The 20,845-nt window shown below is 43.7% G+C and carries 13 protein-coding genes and 3 pseudogenes; 2 read left to right on the top strand and 14 right to left on the bottom strand.

Annotated features, from left to right (window positions below):
- Positions 1 to 42: 42 nt before the first annotated feature.
- The 14 genes and pseudogenes from ACGF63_RS05830 to ACGF63_RS05765 form a co-directional block, all read right to left on the bottom strand.
- Positions 43 to 827: pseudogene (locus tag ACGF63_RS05830) on the bottom strand (IS30 family transposase).
- A gap of 99 nt (positions 828 to 926) precedes the next feature.
- Positions 927 to 1,130: a phototemtide A NRPS accessory protein PttA gene (pttA, locus tag ACGF63_RS05825; protein ID WP_231398182.1), complete on the bottom strand. Its 204-nt coding sequence runs from the start codon at positions 1,128 to 1,130 to the stop codon at positions 927 to 929.
- 253 nt (positions 1,131 to 1,383) lie between these two features.
- Positions 1,384 to 1,536, bottom strand: a pseudogene (locus ACGF63_RS05820) (ISKra4 family transposase); the annotation flags it as partial.
- 428 nt (positions 1,537 to 1,964) lie between these two features.
- Positions 1,965 to 2,708, bottom strand: a complete 744-nt coding sequence (locus ACGF63_RS05815) for an amino acid ABC transporter permease (protein WP_036837563.1) — start codon at positions 2,706 to 2,708, stop codon at positions 1,965 to 1,967.
- A gap of 1 nt (position 2,709) precedes the next feature.
- Complete coding sequence (locus tag ACGF63_RS05810; RefSeq protein ID WP_152963253.1) at positions 2,710 to 3,447, bottom strand: amino acid ABC transporter permease; 738 nt, start codon at positions 3,445 to 3,447, stop codon at positions 2,710 to 2,712.
- Between the two features lie 80 nt (positions 3,448 to 3,527).
- Complete coding sequence (locus tag ACGF63_RS05805) at positions 3,528 to 4,364, bottom strand: ABC transporter substrate-binding protein (protein ID WP_152963252.1); 837 nt, start codon at positions 4,362 to 4,364, stop codon at positions 3,528 to 3,530.
- Positions 4,365 to 4,516: 152 nt separating this feature from the next.
- A complete protein-coding gene (gene phoU / locus ACGF63_RS05800) occupies positions 4,517 to 5,236 on the bottom strand; it encodes a phosphate signaling complex protein PhoU (RefSeq protein ID WP_152963251.1) in 720 nt (239 codons plus the stop codon).
- A 14-nt stretch (positions 5,237 to 5,250) separates the two neighbouring features.
- The gene (gene pstB / locus ACGF63_RS05795) at positions 5,251 to 6,021 is read right to left on the bottom strand and encodes a phosphate ABC transporter ATP-binding protein PstB (RefSeq protein WP_387464088.1); all 771 of its coding nucleotides are present in this window, start codon (positions 6,019 to 6,021) and stop codon (positions 5,251 to 5,253) included.
- 32 nt (positions 6,022 to 6,053) lie between these two features.
- A complete protein-coding gene (pstA, locus tag ACGF63_RS05790; RefSeq protein WP_152963249.1) occupies positions 6,054 to 6,938 on the bottom strand; it encodes a phosphate ABC transporter permease PstA in 885 nt (294 codons plus the stop codon).
- Between the two features lies 1 nt (position 6,939).
- On the bottom strand, positions 6,940 to 7,896 hold the full coding sequence (gene pstC, locus ACGF63_RS05785; RefSeq protein WP_036846305.1) for a phosphate ABC transporter permease PstC: 957 nt from the start codon (positions 7,894 to 7,896) through the stop codon (positions 6,940 to 6,942).
- A 98-nt stretch (positions 7,897 to 7,994) separates the two neighbouring features.
- The gene (pstS, locus tag ACGF63_RS05780; protein WP_387629441.1) at positions 7,995 to 9,035 is read right to left on the bottom strand and encodes a phosphate ABC transporter substrate-binding protein PstS; all 1,041 of its coding nucleotides are present in this window, start codon (positions 9,033 to 9,035) and stop codon (positions 7,995 to 7,997) included.
- A 214-nt stretch (positions 9,036 to 9,249) separates the two neighbouring features.
- Positions 9,250 to 10,581 (bottom strand): two-component system sensor histidine kinase EnvZ, encoded by a 1,332-nt coding sequence (gene envZ, locus ACGF63_RS05775; protein ID WP_152963247.1) that lies wholly within the window; start codon positions 10,579 to 10,581, stop codon positions 9,250 to 9,252.
- Positions 10,578 to 11,297 (bottom strand): two-component system response regulator OmpR, encoded by a 720-nt coding sequence (gene ompR, locus ACGF63_RS05770; protein ID WP_036846312.1) that lies wholly within the window; start codon positions 11,295 to 11,297, stop codon positions 10,578 to 10,580. Before ompR ends, envZ begins: the two co-directional genes overlap by 4 nt.
- A gap of 145 nt (positions 11,298 to 11,442) precedes the next feature.
- A pseudogene (locus tag ACGF63_RS05765) lies at positions 11,443 to 11,586 on the bottom strand (transcription elongation factor GreB); the annotation flags it as partial.
- Between the two features lie 683 nt (positions 11,587 to 12,269).
- On the opposite strand from ACGF63_RS05765, the gene ACGF63_RS05760 reads away from it, so the two are divergent.
- Both ACGF63_RS05760 and ACGF63_RS05755 read left to right on the top strand, forming a co-directional pair.
- Entirely contained in the window at positions 12,270 to 19,490 is a 7,221-nt protein-coding gene (locus tag ACGF63_RS05760) for an amino acid adenylation domain-containing protein (RefSeq protein WP_387629437.1), read from the top strand.
- On the top strand, positions 19,487 to 20,722 hold the full coding sequence (locus tag ACGF63_RS05755; protein ID WP_387629434.1) for an FAD-dependent monooxygenase: 1,236 nt from the start codon (positions 19,487 to 19,489) through the stop codon (positions 20,720 to 20,722). The genes ACGF63_RS05760 and ACGF63_RS05755 overlap by 4 nt, the downstream gene beginning before the upstream one ends.
- The last annotated feature ends 123 nt before the right edge of the window (positions 20,723 to 20,845 follow it).

Raw genomic sequence — 20,845 nt, 5'->3', positions numbered from 1 at the left:
AATGTTTTTGTCTGGTGGTTTCGCATAGTAAGTGCAACATAATTAAGCTACGAGTAAACAAGTTCGTATCCCTTTAAATAGTCCATTTGAGGGTTTGCCACCACGAATCTTTCGGGGACGATTATTTAATTCTAAACCGTTATCAAACGTCATTGTTTTAACCTTTTGTTTTAACGGGTATAAAGCCTTCACTGTGGCTTCGGCCACTTCTGATGCTTGTTTTTTATTCAGTTTAATAATAATTAAATAGAGTGCCTTACGTTCAACCAGTGTTAATAATACACTTTTTTTATCTTTTCCTATTATCGTATTACCTTCCCAATCACCAATTCGTGCTTTTTTATCAACGATTTCTGGGCGTTCATTAATACTGACTTTGTTTTTAATTTTTCCTCTTCTTTCATAACAACCATACCGTTTACGATACGGTTTTCTGACAATTCTGAGATATTGCCATAAATCACCTCTATCCATTTTATTTTTATAAATCAATCTACAAATGGTTTCATGATGCAAGGATATCTATTCATACTTCCTTATATAGTTAACCACCTGTTCAGGACTTAAATCTTGCCAAATTAGCCGCTTTATCCATTTTTTATTCCTTTGGTCACTTTTGTGGCTTTCTTAGCAAAATGACGGCGAGAAAGCCCCTAAAGATGGGCCTATTTCGGACAATATTCTTTTACTTCCTGATTTCTTTTCAACTCTCTGCTAATAGTTGATGGGTTTCGATTGAGTGATTGACAATGAAACGTTATGAAAAACCCGCTTTTTAAACTGGAAATCGGGTATCTTTCTGTTTCGGTCAGTTGTTTATAGACCATAGTGCATTTTCTTATGGCGGGAAAGATGCCTAATATAGTAACTGACCGCCCTTCTGAAAAATTGTACTTATTAGTCGAATCCGCCTTTTCTAATTTATTTCACTGCAAACTTTTTAGCCTCATATCTTTCCAGTTACTCTCTACAAGACTCAAACAATTCTCACGTTTTTCTGGTCCGTAGATAACTTGCCAACCAGCAGGTACTGCAATGAATACAGGCCATAGTGAGTGTTGATTTTCATCATTTATTAATACAAAGAAATCAAGAGATTCATTTTCAAATGGATTGCTCAAAACATAAATCCTCAGTTTGGTTCATGATTAAAAAATCTTATATGTTAACTTTGGCAAGTCAATAAAAAATATTTGTTTCGTGACAAAATCCACATTTATGATTATTTTTTTTAAAAAAAGTTGAAATACACAATGAAATAACAAACTCACTGCAAAGACACATATTGAATAACATATTATTCGTATCATATAATCTAGTGATTAGCTTTCTCTTTTGTGATTAATTTGATTAAGGATAGCATAAAAAAGCGTGGGCATTATTCTATGCTGTAATCGCTGCGGTTAAATGGTTTTCTGTTTCCTCTCCCAATTTTACTTCCGGATACCAGAGCTCAAATTGTGCCTCTAGCTCACCGTTTAATACGGCCGGGCGCGTTTGCAATAAATAATGAGCGCCTTGTTGACTCCATTGCATTTATTGCTGATAAAGCCTCTTTTTGTCTCTCTATACTTTGGTCAGTTGAGCTGACTCTGATGTAGGTATAACGCATGCTTCCCTTAGCGGTTAACTTTTGGTCGGTTAAATCTAACTGCGTCAAGAGCGTCTATGAAAGGACGGATATCTCTGGTTGTCGTAGTCTCATCAGCATGCATTATGTTGAGATGCCGGCATCCTTGCCCATAGATTATCTAAAAAGATTATTATTCTGTTATTTCAACAGATTTTTCTTATTTTCACAAAAATCTTTATTTAACTTAATAATTTTATTATTGTTTATATTTCAGAGTGAAAATATATTTCAATAATATAAAATCAGACACAATAAACTAATATTAAAAATCCCCCTATAAATAAAATAGGGAGATTATGCCGAAAATACAAATCATTACATAAAGGAAAAATTAATATTGGGGAGACAAAATTAATTTTTCCTTCCGCCAAAAACGGAAAATAGACATTTTCCTGCGTTGCAGAGAAAAACGGCGAACAATATAGTTTGCTGTCAATTCCAGCGTCAGGCACATCACAAAATAAATCAGCGCGACAAATAAAAAGACTTCTATCGGATAAACCATACTGCGGTTATTCACCTGAGTTGCCAGGAATGACAGTTCTGCCACGCCAACAATATAGGCCAGAGAAGTGTCTTTTATCAGAGCGATCCACTGATTAATAAAGGAAGGCACCATCATGCGTAATGCCTGTGGCAAAACAATGTACCAAAGTACCTGCCAACGGTTGAAACCTAATGATAACCCTGCCTGCCACTGGCCCGCACCAATCGCAATAATTCCCGCTTTCACCCCATGAGCCAAATAAGCAGAGGTGATCAACGCCAGAGCACAAACCACTGTAGTGATTTCAGGAATTTCCATGCCAAGCATCACAGGCAACAGAAAGTAAGTCCAGAAAATCAGCATAATGACGGGAATTGCACGGAAAAAACCCAATACTGCGGCTAACAGGTTAACCCAAAAGCCTTTCAGCATTGCCAAAGCAACACCTGCAACTGTACCCAATACAATAGAAATCACACCAGCCATCAGGCTAATAACCAATGTCAATGCCGCCCCTTCAAGGGGGCCATCAGGGAAAGTTCCTAACAGTAGGTAGCGCCAGTTTTCTGCAATGACTGAAAAATCCATTTTAGTGTCCTCTTGCTATAGCTTGTTGTTGACGCCATTGTCCCCAACCTTCCATGACCGCAATCGTGGCAATATACAGCACTGTCGCAACACCGAATGCTTCAAATGTTCTCAGTGTTTCAGTTTCCACCTGACGCGAAGCATATGACAGTTCAGCCACACCAATCGCCATTGTCAGCGACGAGTTTTTCACAATATTCATATACTGTCCCAGTAATGGCGGCATTGCTATCTTCAATGCCTGCGGCAGTACGACATATCGCATTGCCTGCCAGCCAGTCAGTCCCAATGCATGAGCCGCATATTTTTGCCCACGCCCTACGCCCTGAATACCTGCCCGTAATTCTTCCGCGACAAAGGGGGCTGTATAGAGGGTCAAACCGATAAATCCAGCCAGAAATTCGAACGAAGGCCATGCCAATGATAGACCTAATAGATTGATTTCATGAGGTGTATTCAGCCAGAACATCACCTCTTGCGGCAGTATTTGCCCTGATGCAAAGTACCAGAAAAACAGTTGCACCAGCAAAGGCGTATTGCGAAACAGGGTGGTATAAGCCGTCACCGGCCAACGGAGAATTTTTAGTTGGCTGTCACGGGCAGCAGCCAGAACAAAGCCCAGCAACGTGGAAGCCACAACGGTACAGGCGGATATCCATAACGTAATCAGGAAACCCTGCCAAAGCCACTCCAGATATTGGGGAGCAAGCAAGTGTTCTGTAACAAATAACTCAAACATATCTTACGATTACCAAACATTACCAATGATAAAACCCCGCAACACAAGGCGCGGGGCTGATTACCAAGGTTTATAACTCATCAGGACTTAGCTTGCTGCTCCAAAGGAGCAAACTTAAAGTCACCTCGCGGCTGAGACGACTTGGTCTCCGGGCCAAACCAGCGGTTATAAATTTTCTCTGCTTCACCCTCTTTTTCCAATTTCAGCAGCGTTTGGTTCACCGCTTCAACTAAGCGCTCTTCCCCTTTTGACGCAGCCACGGCCTGATATTCACGGGTGATGCTGAAAGGAGAGATCTCAAACTCCGCTTTTTGTGCTGCCGGTACGTTAGCCAGCAGACCGACCAGTTTAGCGTCATCCTGAGTGATTGCTTGTACATTGCCGTTACGCAGCGCAGCAAATGCCAGAGGCGTATCGTCATAAGAGATGACTTTTGCTGTCGGATAATGCTCACGCAGAGTGATTTCCTGTACCGTTCCCTTATCAGCACCGATACGTAAGTTTTTAATGTCATCCGGAGATTTCAGAACCCCTTTACGGGCAATAAATTTTTGCCCGGTGGCAAAATAAGGGATTGAAAAATCGACTTGTTTAGCACGCTCATCCGTTACCGTAAAATTGGCAGCAATCAGATCAATTTTCTTTGATGCCAGCAGTGGCAAACGGTTTGCCGGGTTAGTCGGACGCAGTTCCAGTTTAACACCCAGATCATTAGCAATCGCGTTTGCGATATCCACATCATAACCCGCCAGTTTTTTAGTTTGCGGGTCAATAAAACCAAACGGGGGATTACTGTCAAAAACAGCGATCCGCACTGTACCGGCTTTTTTAATATCATCCAGTTTATCGGCCTTCGCAACACCAGTAACCAGTGCTAACCCAGCCAGCAACGCCGTGACAAGAACGCGGGATTTCATTGAAAACTCCTGACGGTAATTAAATGTTTATAATCACCACAAGCTATCAATTTCACTATAGAGCAGGAAATAATATAAAAAACTATATTTATAACTATTAAGAATTATAAGGTAAAACAATGCCGGCAAAAAATGCCAGCATTGTCAGCGAGTTACTTGTTATCTTTAGTCAGCAACCTTTCCAGCTCATCACCACCTACATGCCGGAAATCCTGCCCTTTGACATAGTAGAAAATAAATTCACAGATGTTTTGGCAACGATCGCCAATCCGTTCAATAGAACGCGCACAAAGCAGGGCTGTCAGCACACTTGGGATGGTTCTGGGATCTTCCATCATATAAGTCATCAGTTGGCGGACAATACCTTCATACTCTTTATCCACCTTTTTATCCTCGTGATAGATACGAATAGCTTCTTCCAGATCCATGCGGGCAAAAGCATCTAAAACATCATGCAGCATCTGGATGGTATGGTGGCCAAGCGATTCCAAACTCACCAACAGTGACTGATGCTGATGTGAAAATTTCTCAAGTGCCGTCTGGCAAATTTTCTTTGCCACATCTCCGATTCTTTCCAGTTCAGCAATGGTTTTCGAGATTGACATAATCAGCCGCAGATCACTGGCCGTCGGCTGGCGCTTGGCAATGATACGAACACATGCTTCATCAATAGCGACTTCCATCATATTGACTTTATGATCGTCCTCAATCACTTCACGAGCCAGCTCTGCATCCTGATTATGCATCGAGGTAATCGCCTTAGAGAGCTGTTCTTCCACCAGCCCACCCATCACCATCAGTTCAGTACGGATATGCTCCAGTTCAGCATTAAACTGACCAGAAATATGTTTATTGAGATTCAGATTGTCCATGTTACGCCCCGTAATCAACCATAACGACCGGTAATATAGTCTTCAGTTTGTTTCATTTTTGGTGTGGTAAACAATGTGTCTGTGTCACTGAATTCAATCAATTCACCAAGGTACATAAACGCAGTATGATCTGAACAACGCGCAGCCTGCTGCATATTGTGAGTCACAATCACCACGGTATATTCAGATTTCAATTCGCTGATCAGCTCCTCAATACGACCGGTAGAAATCGGGTCAAGTGCGGAACAAGGTTCATCCAATAATAGAACATCCGGACGGATCGCAATGCCGCGGGCAATACATAAACGCTGCTGCTGACCACCAGACAGACTGTATCCGCTCTGATGCAGTTTATCCCTGGTTTCATTCCACAATGCGGCTTTGGTCAAAGCCCATTGAACACGTTCATCCATTTCTGCTCTTGAGAGTTTCTCAAACAGGCGGACACCAAAAGCAATATTGTCGTAAATAGACATCGGAAATGGGGTCGGCTTCTGGAATACCATACCCACTTTGGCACGCAGCAACGCCACATCCTGTTTATCCGTCAGGATATTATTGCCATCCAGCAAAATTTCTCCCTCTGCCCGCTGCTCACCATACAATTCATACATTTTATTGAAAGTCCGTAGCAACGTAGATTTACCGCAGCCAGACGGACCGATAAAAGCCGTTACTTTATTCTTTGCAATATTCAACGTAATGTTTTTCAGCGCGTGAAATTTGCCGTAATAAAAGTTCAGATCACGGACCTGAATTTTACTGCCAGCGATATCATTAGCCATGTTCATTTACTTCTCTCTGTTGAAAATATCAGTCAGTGCTTTTTCTTGGCAAACAGCACACGCGCTACAATGTTAATCAGCAATACACACAGGGTTATCAATAATACGCCTGCCCACGCCAGTTGCTGCCATTCGGAAAATGGACTCATCGCAAATTTAAAAATAGTGACCGGCAAGTTGGCGATTGGCTGACTCAAATCAGTACTCCAGAACTGATTTGAAAGAGAGGTGAACAGCAACGGCGCTGTTTCCCCGGCAATTCGGGCAATTGCCAGCAACACACCGGTGATAATGCCGGATACTGAGGCTTTCAGTGTGATGGCCGAAATCATCTTCCATTTAGGTGTTCCCAAGGCATAGGCTGCTTCACGTAAGCTATCAGGAACCAATTTCAGCATGTTCTCAGTGGTCCTGATGACAATCGGCACTTGCAACAACGCTAAGGCGATCACCCCAGCCCAACCGGAAAAGTGCTGCATTTTCGTTACAACGACAGTGTAAACAAACAAGCCGACGACAATAGAAGGCGCTGACAGCAAGATATCGTTGATAAAGCGGATCACCTCTGCCAACCATGAACGGCGGCCATACTCGGCCAGATAGATACCCGCCATGATCCCCAACGGAGTACCGATAATCGTCGCCCATAAAATCAATAACCCACTACCAACAATGGCATTTGCCAAGCCACCACCTTCGGTATTCGGTGGCGGTGTCATTTCCGTGAACAACGCCAGCGACATACCATCGAGGCCTTTGGTGACTGTGGAGAACAGAATCCACACCAGCCAGAACAGACCAAACAACATGGTTGCCATTGATAACAGCAGAGCGAGCCGGTTTTTCTGACGGCGCCATGCCTGTTTACGGCTGCGTGCATTTGCATCAACAGGCTTTTTCCCATCCATTGCTGCCATATCAACGCCCCTCATTCTTCACCAGACGCATGATCATTAATTTTGACAACGCCAGCACAATAAAGGTGATCACAAACAGAACCAGACCAAGCTCCATCAATGCTGAGGTATGTAAGCCAGATTCAGCTTCAGCGAATTCGTTCGCCAGCGCAGAAGTAATACTGTTGCCCGGCATAAATAGTGAGAAACTGTCGAGCTGGTAAGTATTACCGATGATAAAAGTCACTGCCATTGTCTCCCCCAGCGCACGGCCAAGGCCCAGCATGACACCACCAATCACGCCATTGCGGGTGTAAGGCAACACAATGTGCCAGATAACTTCCCAGGTAGTACAACCGATACCATAAGCGGATTCTTTCATCATGACCGGTGTTTGTTCGAACACATCACGCATAACCGAGGCGATATAAGGAATAATCATGATAGCGAGAATGACGCCCGCCGCCAGAATGCCGATACCAAAGGCAGGACCGGAGAACAGTTCACCGACAATTGGCATACCGGAAAGGACATTGCCGACCGGCTGCTGAAAATAGGTGGCAAACAGAGGGGCAAACACAAACAACCCCCACATGCCATAGACAATACTTGGAATTGCAGCCAGCAACTCAATTGCTACACCAAGCGGGCGTTTCAGCCAGTTAGGCGCCAGTTCCGTTAGGAACAGTGCAATCCCGAAACTGACAGGCACCGCAATGATCAAAGCAATCAACGAAGTGACCAACGTACCGTAAATAGGCACCAATGCACCAAATTGTTCTGCCGGGGCATCCCACTCTTTATGCCAGAGGAAAGAGATACCGAACTGCTGGATACTAGGCCAGGAGGCAATAATCAACGAGATAATGATGCCTCCCAGCAAAAACAAAGTCATCAGCGCAGCTAGCCGAACCAGTGCGCTGAAAATAATATCGCCGTTTTTACTGGGTGCTTTTATTGCCGTTTTCTGTTCGGCCATAGAGCTTATTCTCATCCGGGTAAATTCCCCCTTTAACGGGGGGAGAAATCAAAACTACAAATTTAATCGATACTTCAAACCGTTGCCATCAACACGATTTAATACAGAATTTTACCGCTGCTATCCTTCACATGGGTTTTCCAGGCCGCCCGAACTTGCTCAACCACTTCTTTTGGCAGGGTTGCATAATCCAGATCATTCGCTTGTTTACTGCCTTTCTCGTAAGCCCAGTCAAAGAATTTCAGTATTTCTGCCCCCTTGGCGGCATCTTTTTGCTGTTTGTGAACCAGAATAAATGTAGTGGAAGTAATCGGCCACGCGTTTTCACCTTGCTGGTGTGTCAAATCCTGAGCAAACGTTTTGTGCCATTCCGCTTTCTTCGCTGCGGCACTGAAACTCTCTTCTGTCGGGCTGACAACATTGCCATTAGCAGAGACCAGTTTGGTATAAGCCAAATGATTCTGTTTAGCGTAGGCATATTCAACATAACCAATGGAACCCGTCAGGCGCTGAACAAATGCGGCAATGCCATCATTGCCTTTACCACCTAAACCAACAGGCCAGCTTACCGTGGAACCTGCACCGACTTTTTCTTTCCACTCGCTATTCACTTTAGAAAGATAACTGGTAAACACAAAAGAGGTGCCGGAACCATCCGCACGACGTACCACCGCAATATCCTGCTCCGGCAGTTTCATCCCCGGATTCAATTTAGTCATCGCCGGATCATTCCACTTTTTCACTTTACCTAAATAAATATCACCCAACGTTTTACCATCCAGTGTTAATTCGCCGGATTTAATACCAGGGATATTAACCGCCAGTACGACCCCGCCGATGACCGTCGGGAATTGAAACAAACCATCAGCCGCTAATTTTTCATCGGATAAGGGCGCATCGGAAGCACCGAAATCAACGGTATTCGCCAGAATTTGTTTTACGCCACCGGAAGAACCGATGCCTTGATAATTGACTTTATTACCGGTCTCTTTTTGATAAGAATCTGCCCACTTGGCATACACCGGGGCGGGAAATGTCGCACCTGCCCCCGTCAAGCTGGAAGCAGCGAATACAGACAGGGTTGTCAAAGAAAATGTCGCTGCCATTATGCCGGCTACGGTGATACGCATCAGTTTCATAACCCCTCCTAATGGGATATTGAGAATCAACAAAGAAATGTGTTCGTCAGATTAAAAAAGGTGCAGAAGGGAAAATAGGTCAGTTTGGTTACAGCAAAATGTCTTAATTATGACATTTTTATGACAGCGCAATGCAAATTCAGCTTGATGCTGACATAAAACTGTCATCTCCACAGGCTATGAAATTAAAGCCGGAGATTATCTTCTCAGGCCATTAAAAATTATCTTCCACAACAGGAATACAAGCACGAATAGATAATCCCCCTCTGGGGCTGGTGCCAATTTCAATTTTCCCATCATGAGCATCAATAATCCGCTGAACAATAGCCAGACCTAACCCCGTCCCACTGTTGCTACGCGCCCTTTCACCCCGAACAAATGGCTGAAATAACCGCGGCAAATCTTCCGGCTTAATTCCTGCTCCATCGTCCTCTACCTGAAACCAAGCAAATTCATGAGTCTGACCACTACTGACTTTAATCCAGCCATTACCATAACGATTGGCATTAACCAGCATATTAGCCAATGCCCGTTTAATAGAAATCGGATTCGCGTTAACGGTTATTGGGGGCAGAGACAGATTATTTTCAATATCCTGCTCATAGCCATTCTCTGCAGAAATAACCTCTTTGAGAATAGAATTAAGTTCACAGAATTCCATTGGCATTTCCTGCCCGGTACGGAGATAATCAATAAATTGCGCAATAATGGCATTACATTCTTCAATATCTTTATTGATAGATTCAGACAAATAAGCATCTTCCTTGCTCATCATTTCTGTTGCCAACCGGATACGTGTCAGTGGAGTACGCAAATCATGGCTTACCCCAGCAATTAATATCGTCCGGTCACTTTCCAATAACTTTATTCCTGCGGACATTTGGTTAAATGCACGAATAGAAGCGCGAACTTCCGACGAACCGGCTTCCCGCACCGTGGGCATCATAATACCTTTACCCGTCTGTCTGGCAGCATACTCCATTTCCAGCAAAGGCCGGTTCTGAAAACGGATATAAAGCCAGATACAACCAAACGTCAGTAATAAAATTGCCAATGTATAACGGAAAATGGGTGAGAATTGATTTTGCTCGATCTCAGTCAGAGGAACCCTGACCCAAATATCAGGAGCCAAATAAGAATTAAGCCAAAGTATAGGGCTCTCTTTGTTTATCTCCAGACGCAGATCAGCTTTGCCACCAAGGTATTGACTCATCTTCTCACTCAGGAAATCATAATGCCTGGCCCAGCGTAAACCTTGTATCTCCGCATCAGACTCAGAATACAGCGCAATACCCAACTCCTGATAAATCTCCCGGCGTACTACTGGTGAGATCACCAGAAAAGATCCGTCCTCCAGCTTCAATCTTTCAGCCATTAAAGTACGAACTTCATACGCTAACACTTTATTGAACTGCTGCAAGCTTGGCATGATAACAAAATTCACAACGACCAGGTAACTGGTTACCAGACTGATAAACAGCATAGCCATGACCAGGAATAAAGTACGGGTAAAAGTGCTGCGAGGGGAGAATCGCAATCGCTTCATACACGGCTTCCATCAGGCACAAAGACATAACCCAGTCCCCAGATGGTCCGGATATAACGAGGGTGCGCAGGATCTTCTTCAATCACACGGCGCAGACGTGAAACCAAAACATCAATAGATCGCTTCATGGTGCTGTATTCCCGGCCGAGGGCCAAACTCATCAGCTTATTACGAGACAGCGGCACACCAGGATAAGAAACCAACACTTTCAGTACGGCAAATTCACCACTGGTCAGCATTATATGTTCATCTCCCTGAAACATTTCTCGGGTACTCAGATTAAGATTGAACTTACCAAAATTAATAATTGCATCATCCTCAGCGGGTATGCCCAGTAACTTATTCGCCTGACGGCGTAATACCGCTCGGATGCGTGCTAATAACTCACGAGGATTAAATGGCTTAGGAATATAATCATCAGCGCCGATCTCCAACCCAACAATACGGTCTACTTCTTCCCCTCGTGCCGTCACCATAATAATCGGCACCGGATTATTTTGTTTTCTCAGTCTTTGGCAAACAGAAAGCCCATCTTCCCCAGGTAACATTAAATCCAATACAATTAAGTTAACGGATTCTCGTGTCAATAAGCGGTCCATCTGCTCCGCATTAGCAGCACTACGTACCTGAAAACCTTGTTCTGTCAGATAACGCTCTAACAACGTTCGTAAACGCATGTCATCATCCACCACAAGGATTTTGTTACCTTCTTGCATTATTGAACTCCAAATAAATACTACATGCTTTGCTAAATTTATCATTATGAAGAAGATTAAACCAAAGATAGAAACCAGATATATATATTTTAAGATAATTTCTTATGAGACTTATTTTCGTACGTTATTAATCTGAATGATTAATTCAATGACTTACCATGACAGTCAAAATCCAGTAACTGGCTGTTAAGCATTGATTTTTTACGATAATTTTGTCACCTGTTGGTTTACTCATCAGTATCCTGGCTACCGGGGAATTAACCGAAATCCACCCGCTAACTGAATCAAATTCATCAGGTAGGCTAAACGAATAATGCTTTCCGCTTCATATCATCTTCCCATCTGATCGCCTGCGTAAACTTTTCCTTCCTGACGAGGATCTGGATCGACCATTTTCAATACATCCCAATATTTGGACAAGAAATTACCCGGATAGGTTTCCCTTAATCTTTTCTTACCATAATAAACAATTTAGCTCGCTTTTTCTCCGATTGAACCGTCTAGCCTGTTTTCATTATCAATAAAGCAGGAAGCGCGTCACATTTGCTGTCATGCAACCAATGCAATGCTTCAACGCTGATACAAATAAATTTACCCAGCCAACTGAATGGCTACTTACTTTTCCACTGGCAATAGCCAGAAGGAACGACGATGTCTTGACCACCCAAATGTAGTCAATGTTCTGACCTTGCAAAATGGGAAGGATTTGTTGACTCACCAATTTCTGGAGCGAAAACGTTACTCTTCAGTGATTAAAAGACATAAATATAATTTACACGTTATATCGCTGATGACAAATTATGGCTATTATCAATAAACATGAAAAATAATACAGGGATCCCCCAACTAGAATCAACAACATGATTATTGTTATTATAAATCAACTTTTTATGTCATTTTTTTCTTGGCGATAAAAAGTCGACATAATCGCAATGACATAGAGTGCTCCTTTTCGTCTTCAAGGATTATGATATGAAACAATTACAAAATGTAATATCTCTTACTCCGTATCAACAAGATATCTTTTTTGAAAATCAGCGCAACCCACAAAGCGCTCAATACACTTTGGCACAGATACGGTACCTTTCTAGGGATATTAATCTTGATAAGCTCGTTATGGCGACAAATAACGTTCTTAATCAGGAAATCATCGGCAAAATACAAATTTTGGAAGAGAATGAGTTACTAACTCAGCGTATCAATCATTATATGGCTAAGGTTAGAGTCAAGGTAATCAATAACGAATATTTACAATCACAATCTCAAACTGGTGAAGACTTTATTTCGGCATGGCCGGCTAAAGTTTTCAGTTTAACTGGTGCTCCTTTGTTAGAAGTCGCCATTGTCCCCCTGAACCAGGCTAATTATGTTGCCCTTTTGTTACGTACCCATCATATTGTTTGCGATGGTTGGGGGATGAATTTACTCAGCACAAAAATCCTCCAGCAATATCAAAGTCCAGAACCCGTCCCAGAATATGTTAACACTCAAAAAGAGTATCTGGCAGCTATTACCCGCTCGTTAGAACAGCTAAAACATCATTCTATGGTGAATGATGTCTCTGAGCTGGCGAAAACTATTGAGGGGATTGAACCCGTTTTATTTACCCGTAAGAAGCCAGCCGAAAATACCCAATTTATAAAACAACAGATGACATTAACCTGTTCTCAGGTTGAAAGTGCATTAGCAACTGGAATGTCCCCTCTTGTTGTTATGACCACGGCACTTGCTATTTTATTAGCACGGATACACAATAATTCTCATATCACTATCGGCATCCCGCTATTTAACCGTCAGCAAAGTAATATCAATATTATTGGTGAATGGGCCAATACGCTGCCAATTTCCGTAACCGTTGACTCCGAGATGAGCTTGCGGGTATTAGCACAGCAAATTAAGAAAAAAATCAAATTTCTGAAACGATATGAACATGTTCCTCTGAGCCAACTAATAAAAACACGCAATAGAGCCGGCAATATTTCCCGCCAGCTATTTGATGTTACCGTTTCCTATATTCAGTTACAGAAAATTCCTGAGTTTGAAAAAATTGAATACTATTCAAATGCTTGCGCTAATGGTCATGAAGCAGATGTATTAGCCATTCATATGATTACCCATGGTGATAACAATGATGTCGCTATCAATTTCTGGGGTGCCGCTGATGTTTTCAATACTGGCTATTCATTTGAACAATTTACCGCATCACTCTCACAGATCATTTTACAAATCATCACAGCACCGGACAGTGGGGTTTCACATATTGATATCTCTCCGACAGAGGAACAACAACAACTGCAAGCCTTTGAACAGGGACCGAATGTCTCTTTCTCTGATCGCGAAACCATGTCTACCTTATTTGAAAAACAGGCTGCTTTACATCCTGGGGCCATTGCCATTAAGTCGGCACAACACGCGTCACAATCCTGGAGCTATCAACAATTACAGGCTCATACCGATAATATCGCATCCATGCTGGTCAGGCATGGAGTGCAATCCGGGGATGTTGTTGCCGTTATGATGGAACGTAGCGAGGAAATGCTGGCTTGCATTTTTGCCACTCTGAAAGTGGGGGCAACTTACCTGCCCATTGATATTTCTTATCCTGCTGAAAGAATAGAGTATATTCTGCAAGACAGCGGCGTTTCCGTCATTCTGACAGAACGCCCAATAAATGAAACATTTGCTGAACACTATCAAGTGCTAAACAGCCGGGATGCATCTGATACCGCAACATTACCGTTACTTAACCGTTCTGCCCCCAATTCATTGGCTTATATCATTTATACCTCAGGTTCCACCGGGCGGCCGAAAGGTGTGATGATTGAACACAAATCAGTTGTTAACCGGCTGGAATGGATGCAGGAAAAATATCTGTTAAATGAAACCGATGTTATTTTGCAAAAAACACCTATCTCGTTTGACGTTTCCATATGGGAATTATTCTGGTGGTCAATGACTGGCGCCTCTGTCGCTTTGCTGCCACCCGGAGCACAAAAAGATCCTTTAGAGATCATTAAAGCGATTAAAGAACATGATGTCACGACAGTGCACTTTGTTCCTTCAATGCTGTTTCCTTTCCTTAATGCATTGGAAATGCAACCTGAGCTGATCACTCAGATCGGCAGTCTGCGCAGAATTTTCACCAGTGGCGAAGCATTATCTCCCGCCCGGGTAAATCAATTCAGAAGAATATTTACGCAGTTTGGCAAGGACATGCCGTTATTCGTTAATCTGTACGGACCAACCGAAGCAACGGTCGATGTCTCCTATTATGAGATCCCGACCAGTTCGACAGACGAAATTACCCGGGTGCCAATTGGTTATCCTATCAATAATACCGCGTTGCGTATTATGTCGCTTCACAACACCCGACAGCCGATTGGTGTAGCAGGGGAATTACAAATTGGTGGCGTGGGCCTGGCTCGTGGATATCTAAACAAGCCTGAATTAACTGATGAGAAGTTTATCCGTGATATATCCAGTTTAGCAACAGTGCGTTGGTACCGCACCGGGGACCTAGCCAGATGGTTGCCTGATGGCAGCATCGAATATCTTGGGCGTATTGATAATCAGGTGAAGATCCGCGGAAACAGGATCGAACTGGGCGAAATACAGAACACGCTAGAGAGAATGTCGGGCATTACCAGTGCAGAAGTCCTGCCTGAGCATGATGAACAACGTGGCACCTATCTTTGCGCCTATTATGTCGCCAGTAAAAATTATACCGCTGATACGCTTCGTGACCGCCTGTTAGATTCCTTACCTGAATTTATGGTACCCGCAAAATTTATTGCTGTACCCTTTATTCCCCTGACGCCGAATGGTAAGGCGGATCGCAATGCGCTGAGTCAGCTAACGCAGGATAAAGTTCTTGAGGCGGCACATATACCCTCGACCGAACTTGAAAAAACCTTGGTTAAAATATGGCAAAGCGTTCTGAACATCAGCAATGTTGGTATCAAGGATAGTTTCTACGCTATCGGTGGTGATTCAATCCTGATGCTGAAAATCCGTTCCGAAGCTGAAAAAGCAGGTATCAAAGTCACTCTGTCGCAGTTAACACAATACCTGACCATTGCTGAGTTGAGCCATCAGGTTGAACTCTCACAACCTATCGCAGATACGTTGGATCTGTTGCCATTTGCTCTGATTGATGAAGCTGAAAAGGCCAAATTATCTGGTTTTGCAGATGCCTATCCGGCGACACAACTACAACTGGGTTTGATCTATCATAGCCAGCAGGCCAATGATTCAGCAAAATACAAAGATGTTTTCCGCTATACCCTTCAAACGAAGTGGAACCCCAATCACTTCAGGAAAAGTGCGGTGGTATTGATTCAAAGGCACCCAGCCCTACGTTCACACTTTAATCTGGCTGACTTTAAAGAACCTCTGCAAATTGTGAATGAATCTATTGATATTGATTCAGTCGTTGCAATTACTGATCTCAGTGAAATTGATATTGTCCGCGCTGAATATCAAATTATCCAATATATGCATCAGCAGACACGCCATCATTACCTCTTCGATCGTGCACCACTATTTAACATCAGATTATTTAAAACAGCAGAAGCGCTTGAACTCATTCTGAGTTTTCACCATGCAATCCTGGATGGCAGCAGTGTGGCTAATCTGATACGCGAATTACTGCATCACTATATTGATAGTGATGGAAATGGTATTACTGATATCCGTCTGCCGTCACCCGCATTGTCTGTACGGAATGAGCGACTATCGTTGACATCCGTAGAGGACAAAATCTATTGGCAGAATGAACTTTCCGGATTATCTCGAACACAGGTCACAGGTTATAGACTCTATGATGTTCCATCTGATGAAGTTTTGATATCGAAATCAGTATCAATACCTGATGATATAGAAGAACGACTAAAAGACTGGGTACAACAAAAATGTGTATCAACTAAATCCGTATTTTTCGCGGCGCATTGCGCCACAATTGCCTTATTTGCTGAACAGGATGAAATTGCAACAGGCTTAATCACTCATAGCCGACCTGAGGTACAGAACTCAGAATATTTATTGGGGTTATTCCTTAATACATTACCGGTTCGTTTTTCAGCAACAGGTAAAACCTGGATAGAATGTGTCAATGACGTCTTTATCACAGAGCAACGTCATTCACCACATAGAAAATACCCTCTGAATGCTATCCAGCAAGCTGCGGGTGATGGAGCAAAAATCAGCACTGCTTTTAACTATGTCTATTTCCATGCGTTAGCAGAAGTCTTTAATTCCCCTGATTTGCATTTGATTTCATTCACGCCCTGGGAAGAAACCAACTTTGAAATCCTGGTCAACGTTATGACGGATTTTGCTACTGGCCGTAACGTATTACGCTGTGACTTTGATGGTACGGTATTCTCATCGGTTCAGGCTGATATGTTTATTGATGCCTACTTAGCTATTCTCAGAAATATTGTCAACCAAAGTGACGAAGAAGCCTCACTTAGCACCATACCCAAAATACCCACTCATGCTATTACTGCTTCTTCGACTTTCACATCTGTTATTGATGCGATCAGTTGGGCTGTCAGCCAGCATAAGTCGGCAATCGCGCTGAAATATGGTGATGAAAAATGGCGATTTGATGAACTTTGGCATAAATCGGCACTTATCGCTGATGCTTTAGTAAAACGGGGCGCTCACGCAGAAATGCCAATAGGGATTGCTCTGAAGCGTTCCCCGGAATTGATTGCAACATTGATCGGTGTATTACGTGCAGGAGGGATCTGTCTGCCGCTGGATTTAAGTTATCCAGCCCAACGTATTGAAGTAATGATTGAGCAGGTAAAACCATTGATCATTATTACCAATACAGAGCAGCAGCCAACAAGCCCTCTACTTTCCTCTACGCCATTAATTGATGTGAATGAGTTGCTTCAAGGGCCAGATTCATTAATACAACCGACTGCCGTTACTATTGCTCCTGAGCAGATAGCCTATTTACTCTTCACTTCCGGCTCTACCGGTATACCAAAAGGCGTTGCCATGCCGCATCGAAGTCTGGCTAATTTAGTGAAATGGCAAAACACAACAACCAGTGGAATCCGGGCATCATCGACACTGCAATATGCACCACTGAGTTTTGATGTTTCGTTCCAGGAAATTTTCTCCACATTAGCCTCAGGCGGAACATTACATCTTGTCAGCGATGAACAGCGCAAAGATCCAGCTAACCTGCTCCGATTGCTTCATCAGCACCAAATCGAGCGCATTTATCTGCCTTATGTTGCCCTGCAACAATTGGCAGAAACAGCGGATACATTGAATATTTACCCTGAAAAGCTAAAAGTGGTGATTTCATCAGGAGAGCAGTTACGCGTTACGGATGAAATCAGGAAGTTCATTGGCAAACTCGAAGATGGGCTCCTTGAAAACCAGTATGGACCAACGGAAACACACGTTATTACCTCATTTACCATGAGCGGTAATCCTGAAACTTTCCCGGCACTGCCGCCTATCGGAACCGCGATTGACAATTCTAACGTATTGATCCTGAATGATAAGCTACAGGAAGTTTTACCTGGAGTGCGTGGTGAGATTTATGTCAGTGGCCCCTTATTAGCCCTGGGATATTACAATCAACCGGAACTGAGTGCTGAACGTTTTATTACACTCACAAACTCCCCAAGGAAATGGTATCGTACCGGCGATCTGGGCATCAAATTGAATAATGGTGTGATATTGTGCCTGGGACGTAAAGACTCCCAAGTTAAGGTACGCGGTTACCGGGTCGAGCTGGCCGAAGTGGAACTCGCTATTGCCAATACACCAGGTGCAGATAAATTCATCAAAGACGTCGCCGTTGTTGTTCAACAACGTAACACCAATGACCGTTTTCTGGTGGCATTCCTAGTGGGAGAAAAGAGTGACAATATAGTTGATAAGGTATCTGAGCATCTGCTTGCCACTCTGCCGCAATATATGATCCCCAGCCATATCGAATGGTTGGATTCCCTGCCTAAAACACCGAGTGGCAAAAGGGATGACAGTCAATTAAGCCAAACCGTTATCACCCGGCAACCTATCGACCGTCATGATGGGAAACCTGACGATAGCTATGAGCGTATATTATGCGAACTGGCTGCCGATTTATTAAAGATCCCATCGATTTCTGTACATCAGAATCTGTTCGATATGGGAGGAACCTCTCTGACAGCCATGCGTTTGGTGGTACTGGTTGAAAAACATTTTGCCGTCAATATTCCGCTATCGGTATTTGTCAGTGATCCAACAATTGCTCAGTTAGCGCTGCGGGTGCGCCACAGTGATGCACAAGCGCACTTTAGCCCATTGGTGCCGATGCGTACCACCGGTAAACGCCGCCCACTATTCTTTGTCCATCCCATGGGCGGTAACGTTCTGTCTTACCTGCGTTTAGTTAAACACTTCCCGGCTGACCAGCCATTTTATGCATTGCAGGCTCATGGCGTTGAAGCGGGATCAACACCTCTCGCCACGATACAACAGCAGGCAGCTAACTATATTCAAACTATCCGGCAGATACAGCCACAAGGGCCTTATTCACTGGGCGGCTGGTCATATGGCGGCTTTGTCGCTTTCGAAATGGCCCGGCAACTGAAAGAAGCAGGCGAAAAAATAGCAGACCTTTTTGTATTGGATACAACGGCGCTGAATGAGCAATCACGGGGCAAAACAGATGATAACGCCTTGTTGAATTGGTTCTTCTGGGAACTGCTATGGCTTAACCAAGGCGCGAATTTACCTGAACAAATTGTTCCTGAATACATCACCACCTTACAGGAGCGTTTTGAATATATTACCGAGCACGCCATTGCTACCGGAGCCATTCCACAGGGGAGTTCAAGAGCTGTGGTACAGCGACTGTTTGAAGTCTATAAGACTAACTGGCAGGCTGCCGCGGATTATTCAACTCACCATATTGCTGATATTGATATGACATTGTTGCATGCAACCCAACCTTTACCGGATGTATTGCGTTCGATGCATGACACGATCCGCAGTGAATATCGTGATCCCAAAAATGGCTGGGGTAATAAGACTACAGGTAAGTTAAATGTCATTGATGTCCCTGGCGATCATCTGGAAATAATGGAAGAACCCTACGTTGCCGAGGTAGCAAAAGTAATTTTGAATGAAATGCGTATCTCCTCCTCTCTAACCGCAACATCAATTAAGAGCACAAAATGAACAAACCTTTGAAAATCATTATCATAGGTGCAGGAATTGGTGGGTTGACGACCGCCGTCGCTCTGCAACACATCGGTTGCACCGTTGAGATCTACGAACAAGCACCGGAGCTAAGGACCCGTGGTTCTGGGTTATCCGTGATGTCTAATGCTTCAGTTGCGCTTGGTACTCTGGGTATCAATCTTAATTTGGAGCACTTCGGTGCTCCTGCCAAAACCTTTGAAATACGTACTGCTGGCGATCGTTTGTTAAGGCGACTACCTCTGGCAGAGGTTTCCGCAGAAAACGGCGCTGCCAGCGTGTGTATTTCGCGTCAAGCATTACAGCAAGCACTGTTGCAACAGTTGCCTGATATTGAAGTCAAAGTATCCGCTAGGGCAGTTGAAATTAATCAATCTGCCACTGGTGTGTCTGTGAAGTTTGCTGATGGCCGTGAAGCCCAAGGAGACATACTCATCGGTGCCGATGGTATTTATTCTACTGTGCGGTCTCTAATGCAGAGTTCAGAACCTATCCGCACTGCTGATTATATTTGCTGGCTAGCTATCACTCGTTACCAGCATCAGCAAATTACGCCAGGTTATATCGTGCATTATTGGGGGGCCGGTAAACGGATTGGTTTAATTGACATTGGCGGGGGAGAAGTCTATTGGTGGGGAACAGCCAATATGAAAGACAAACAGGCGCGAACCTGGCAAGGCTCCAACCAAGATGTTGCAGATTTCTACCAAGGCTGGCCGAATATTGTCTCAGATATCATCTTAAAAACGCCTTCGACAGACATTATCGCTGTTCCCGCTCAGGATCGTCCTTTTTCTCCACATTGGGGGACAGGTCGCATCACATTATTAGGCGATGCAGCGCATCCCATGCTAGCCAGCCTAGGGCAAGGAGCCGGAATGGCAATGGAAGATGCTGCTGTTCTGGCTCACGCTATCATGCAGAAAGCTGATCCTATAGCTGCATTGCGTTTTTATGAAAAAACACGCATCCCAAGAGCAGAAATGATGGCCAATGCCTCAAGATCGATGAGTGATATTGAGCAGGAGGATCGTTTTTTCCCTCGACTGAAACGAGATCTGGCACTGCGCCTGGCGCCTAAATCCGCATTGAAACAGAATATCAAAAGCTCCCTGATATTTACCCTTGGACAGTTGAGACATGACAAAACGGCAATTCAATCCACGTCAACGAATCCAGTACATACTGATACAGGTTCAGACCACTATTGAGATGCTTATCGGATCATCGAACACATTCCGATGTCATCATGCTTTTAATAGCAAGCGGGCAAGCTGGTAACAAACTTGCCCTGCACCTCACCCCGGCGACCTTAATAGGTAACAGTTTATTCA

The organism is Photorhabdus sp. RM322S, from assembly GCF_042879395.1.
Lineage (GTDB): Bacteria > Pseudomonadota > Gammaproteobacteria > Enterobacterales > Enterobacteriaceae > Photorhabdus > Photorhabdus khanii.
The sequence above is the reverse complement of the archived record's forward strand: the minus strand, read 5'-3'. Positions and strand labels throughout refer to the sequence as shown.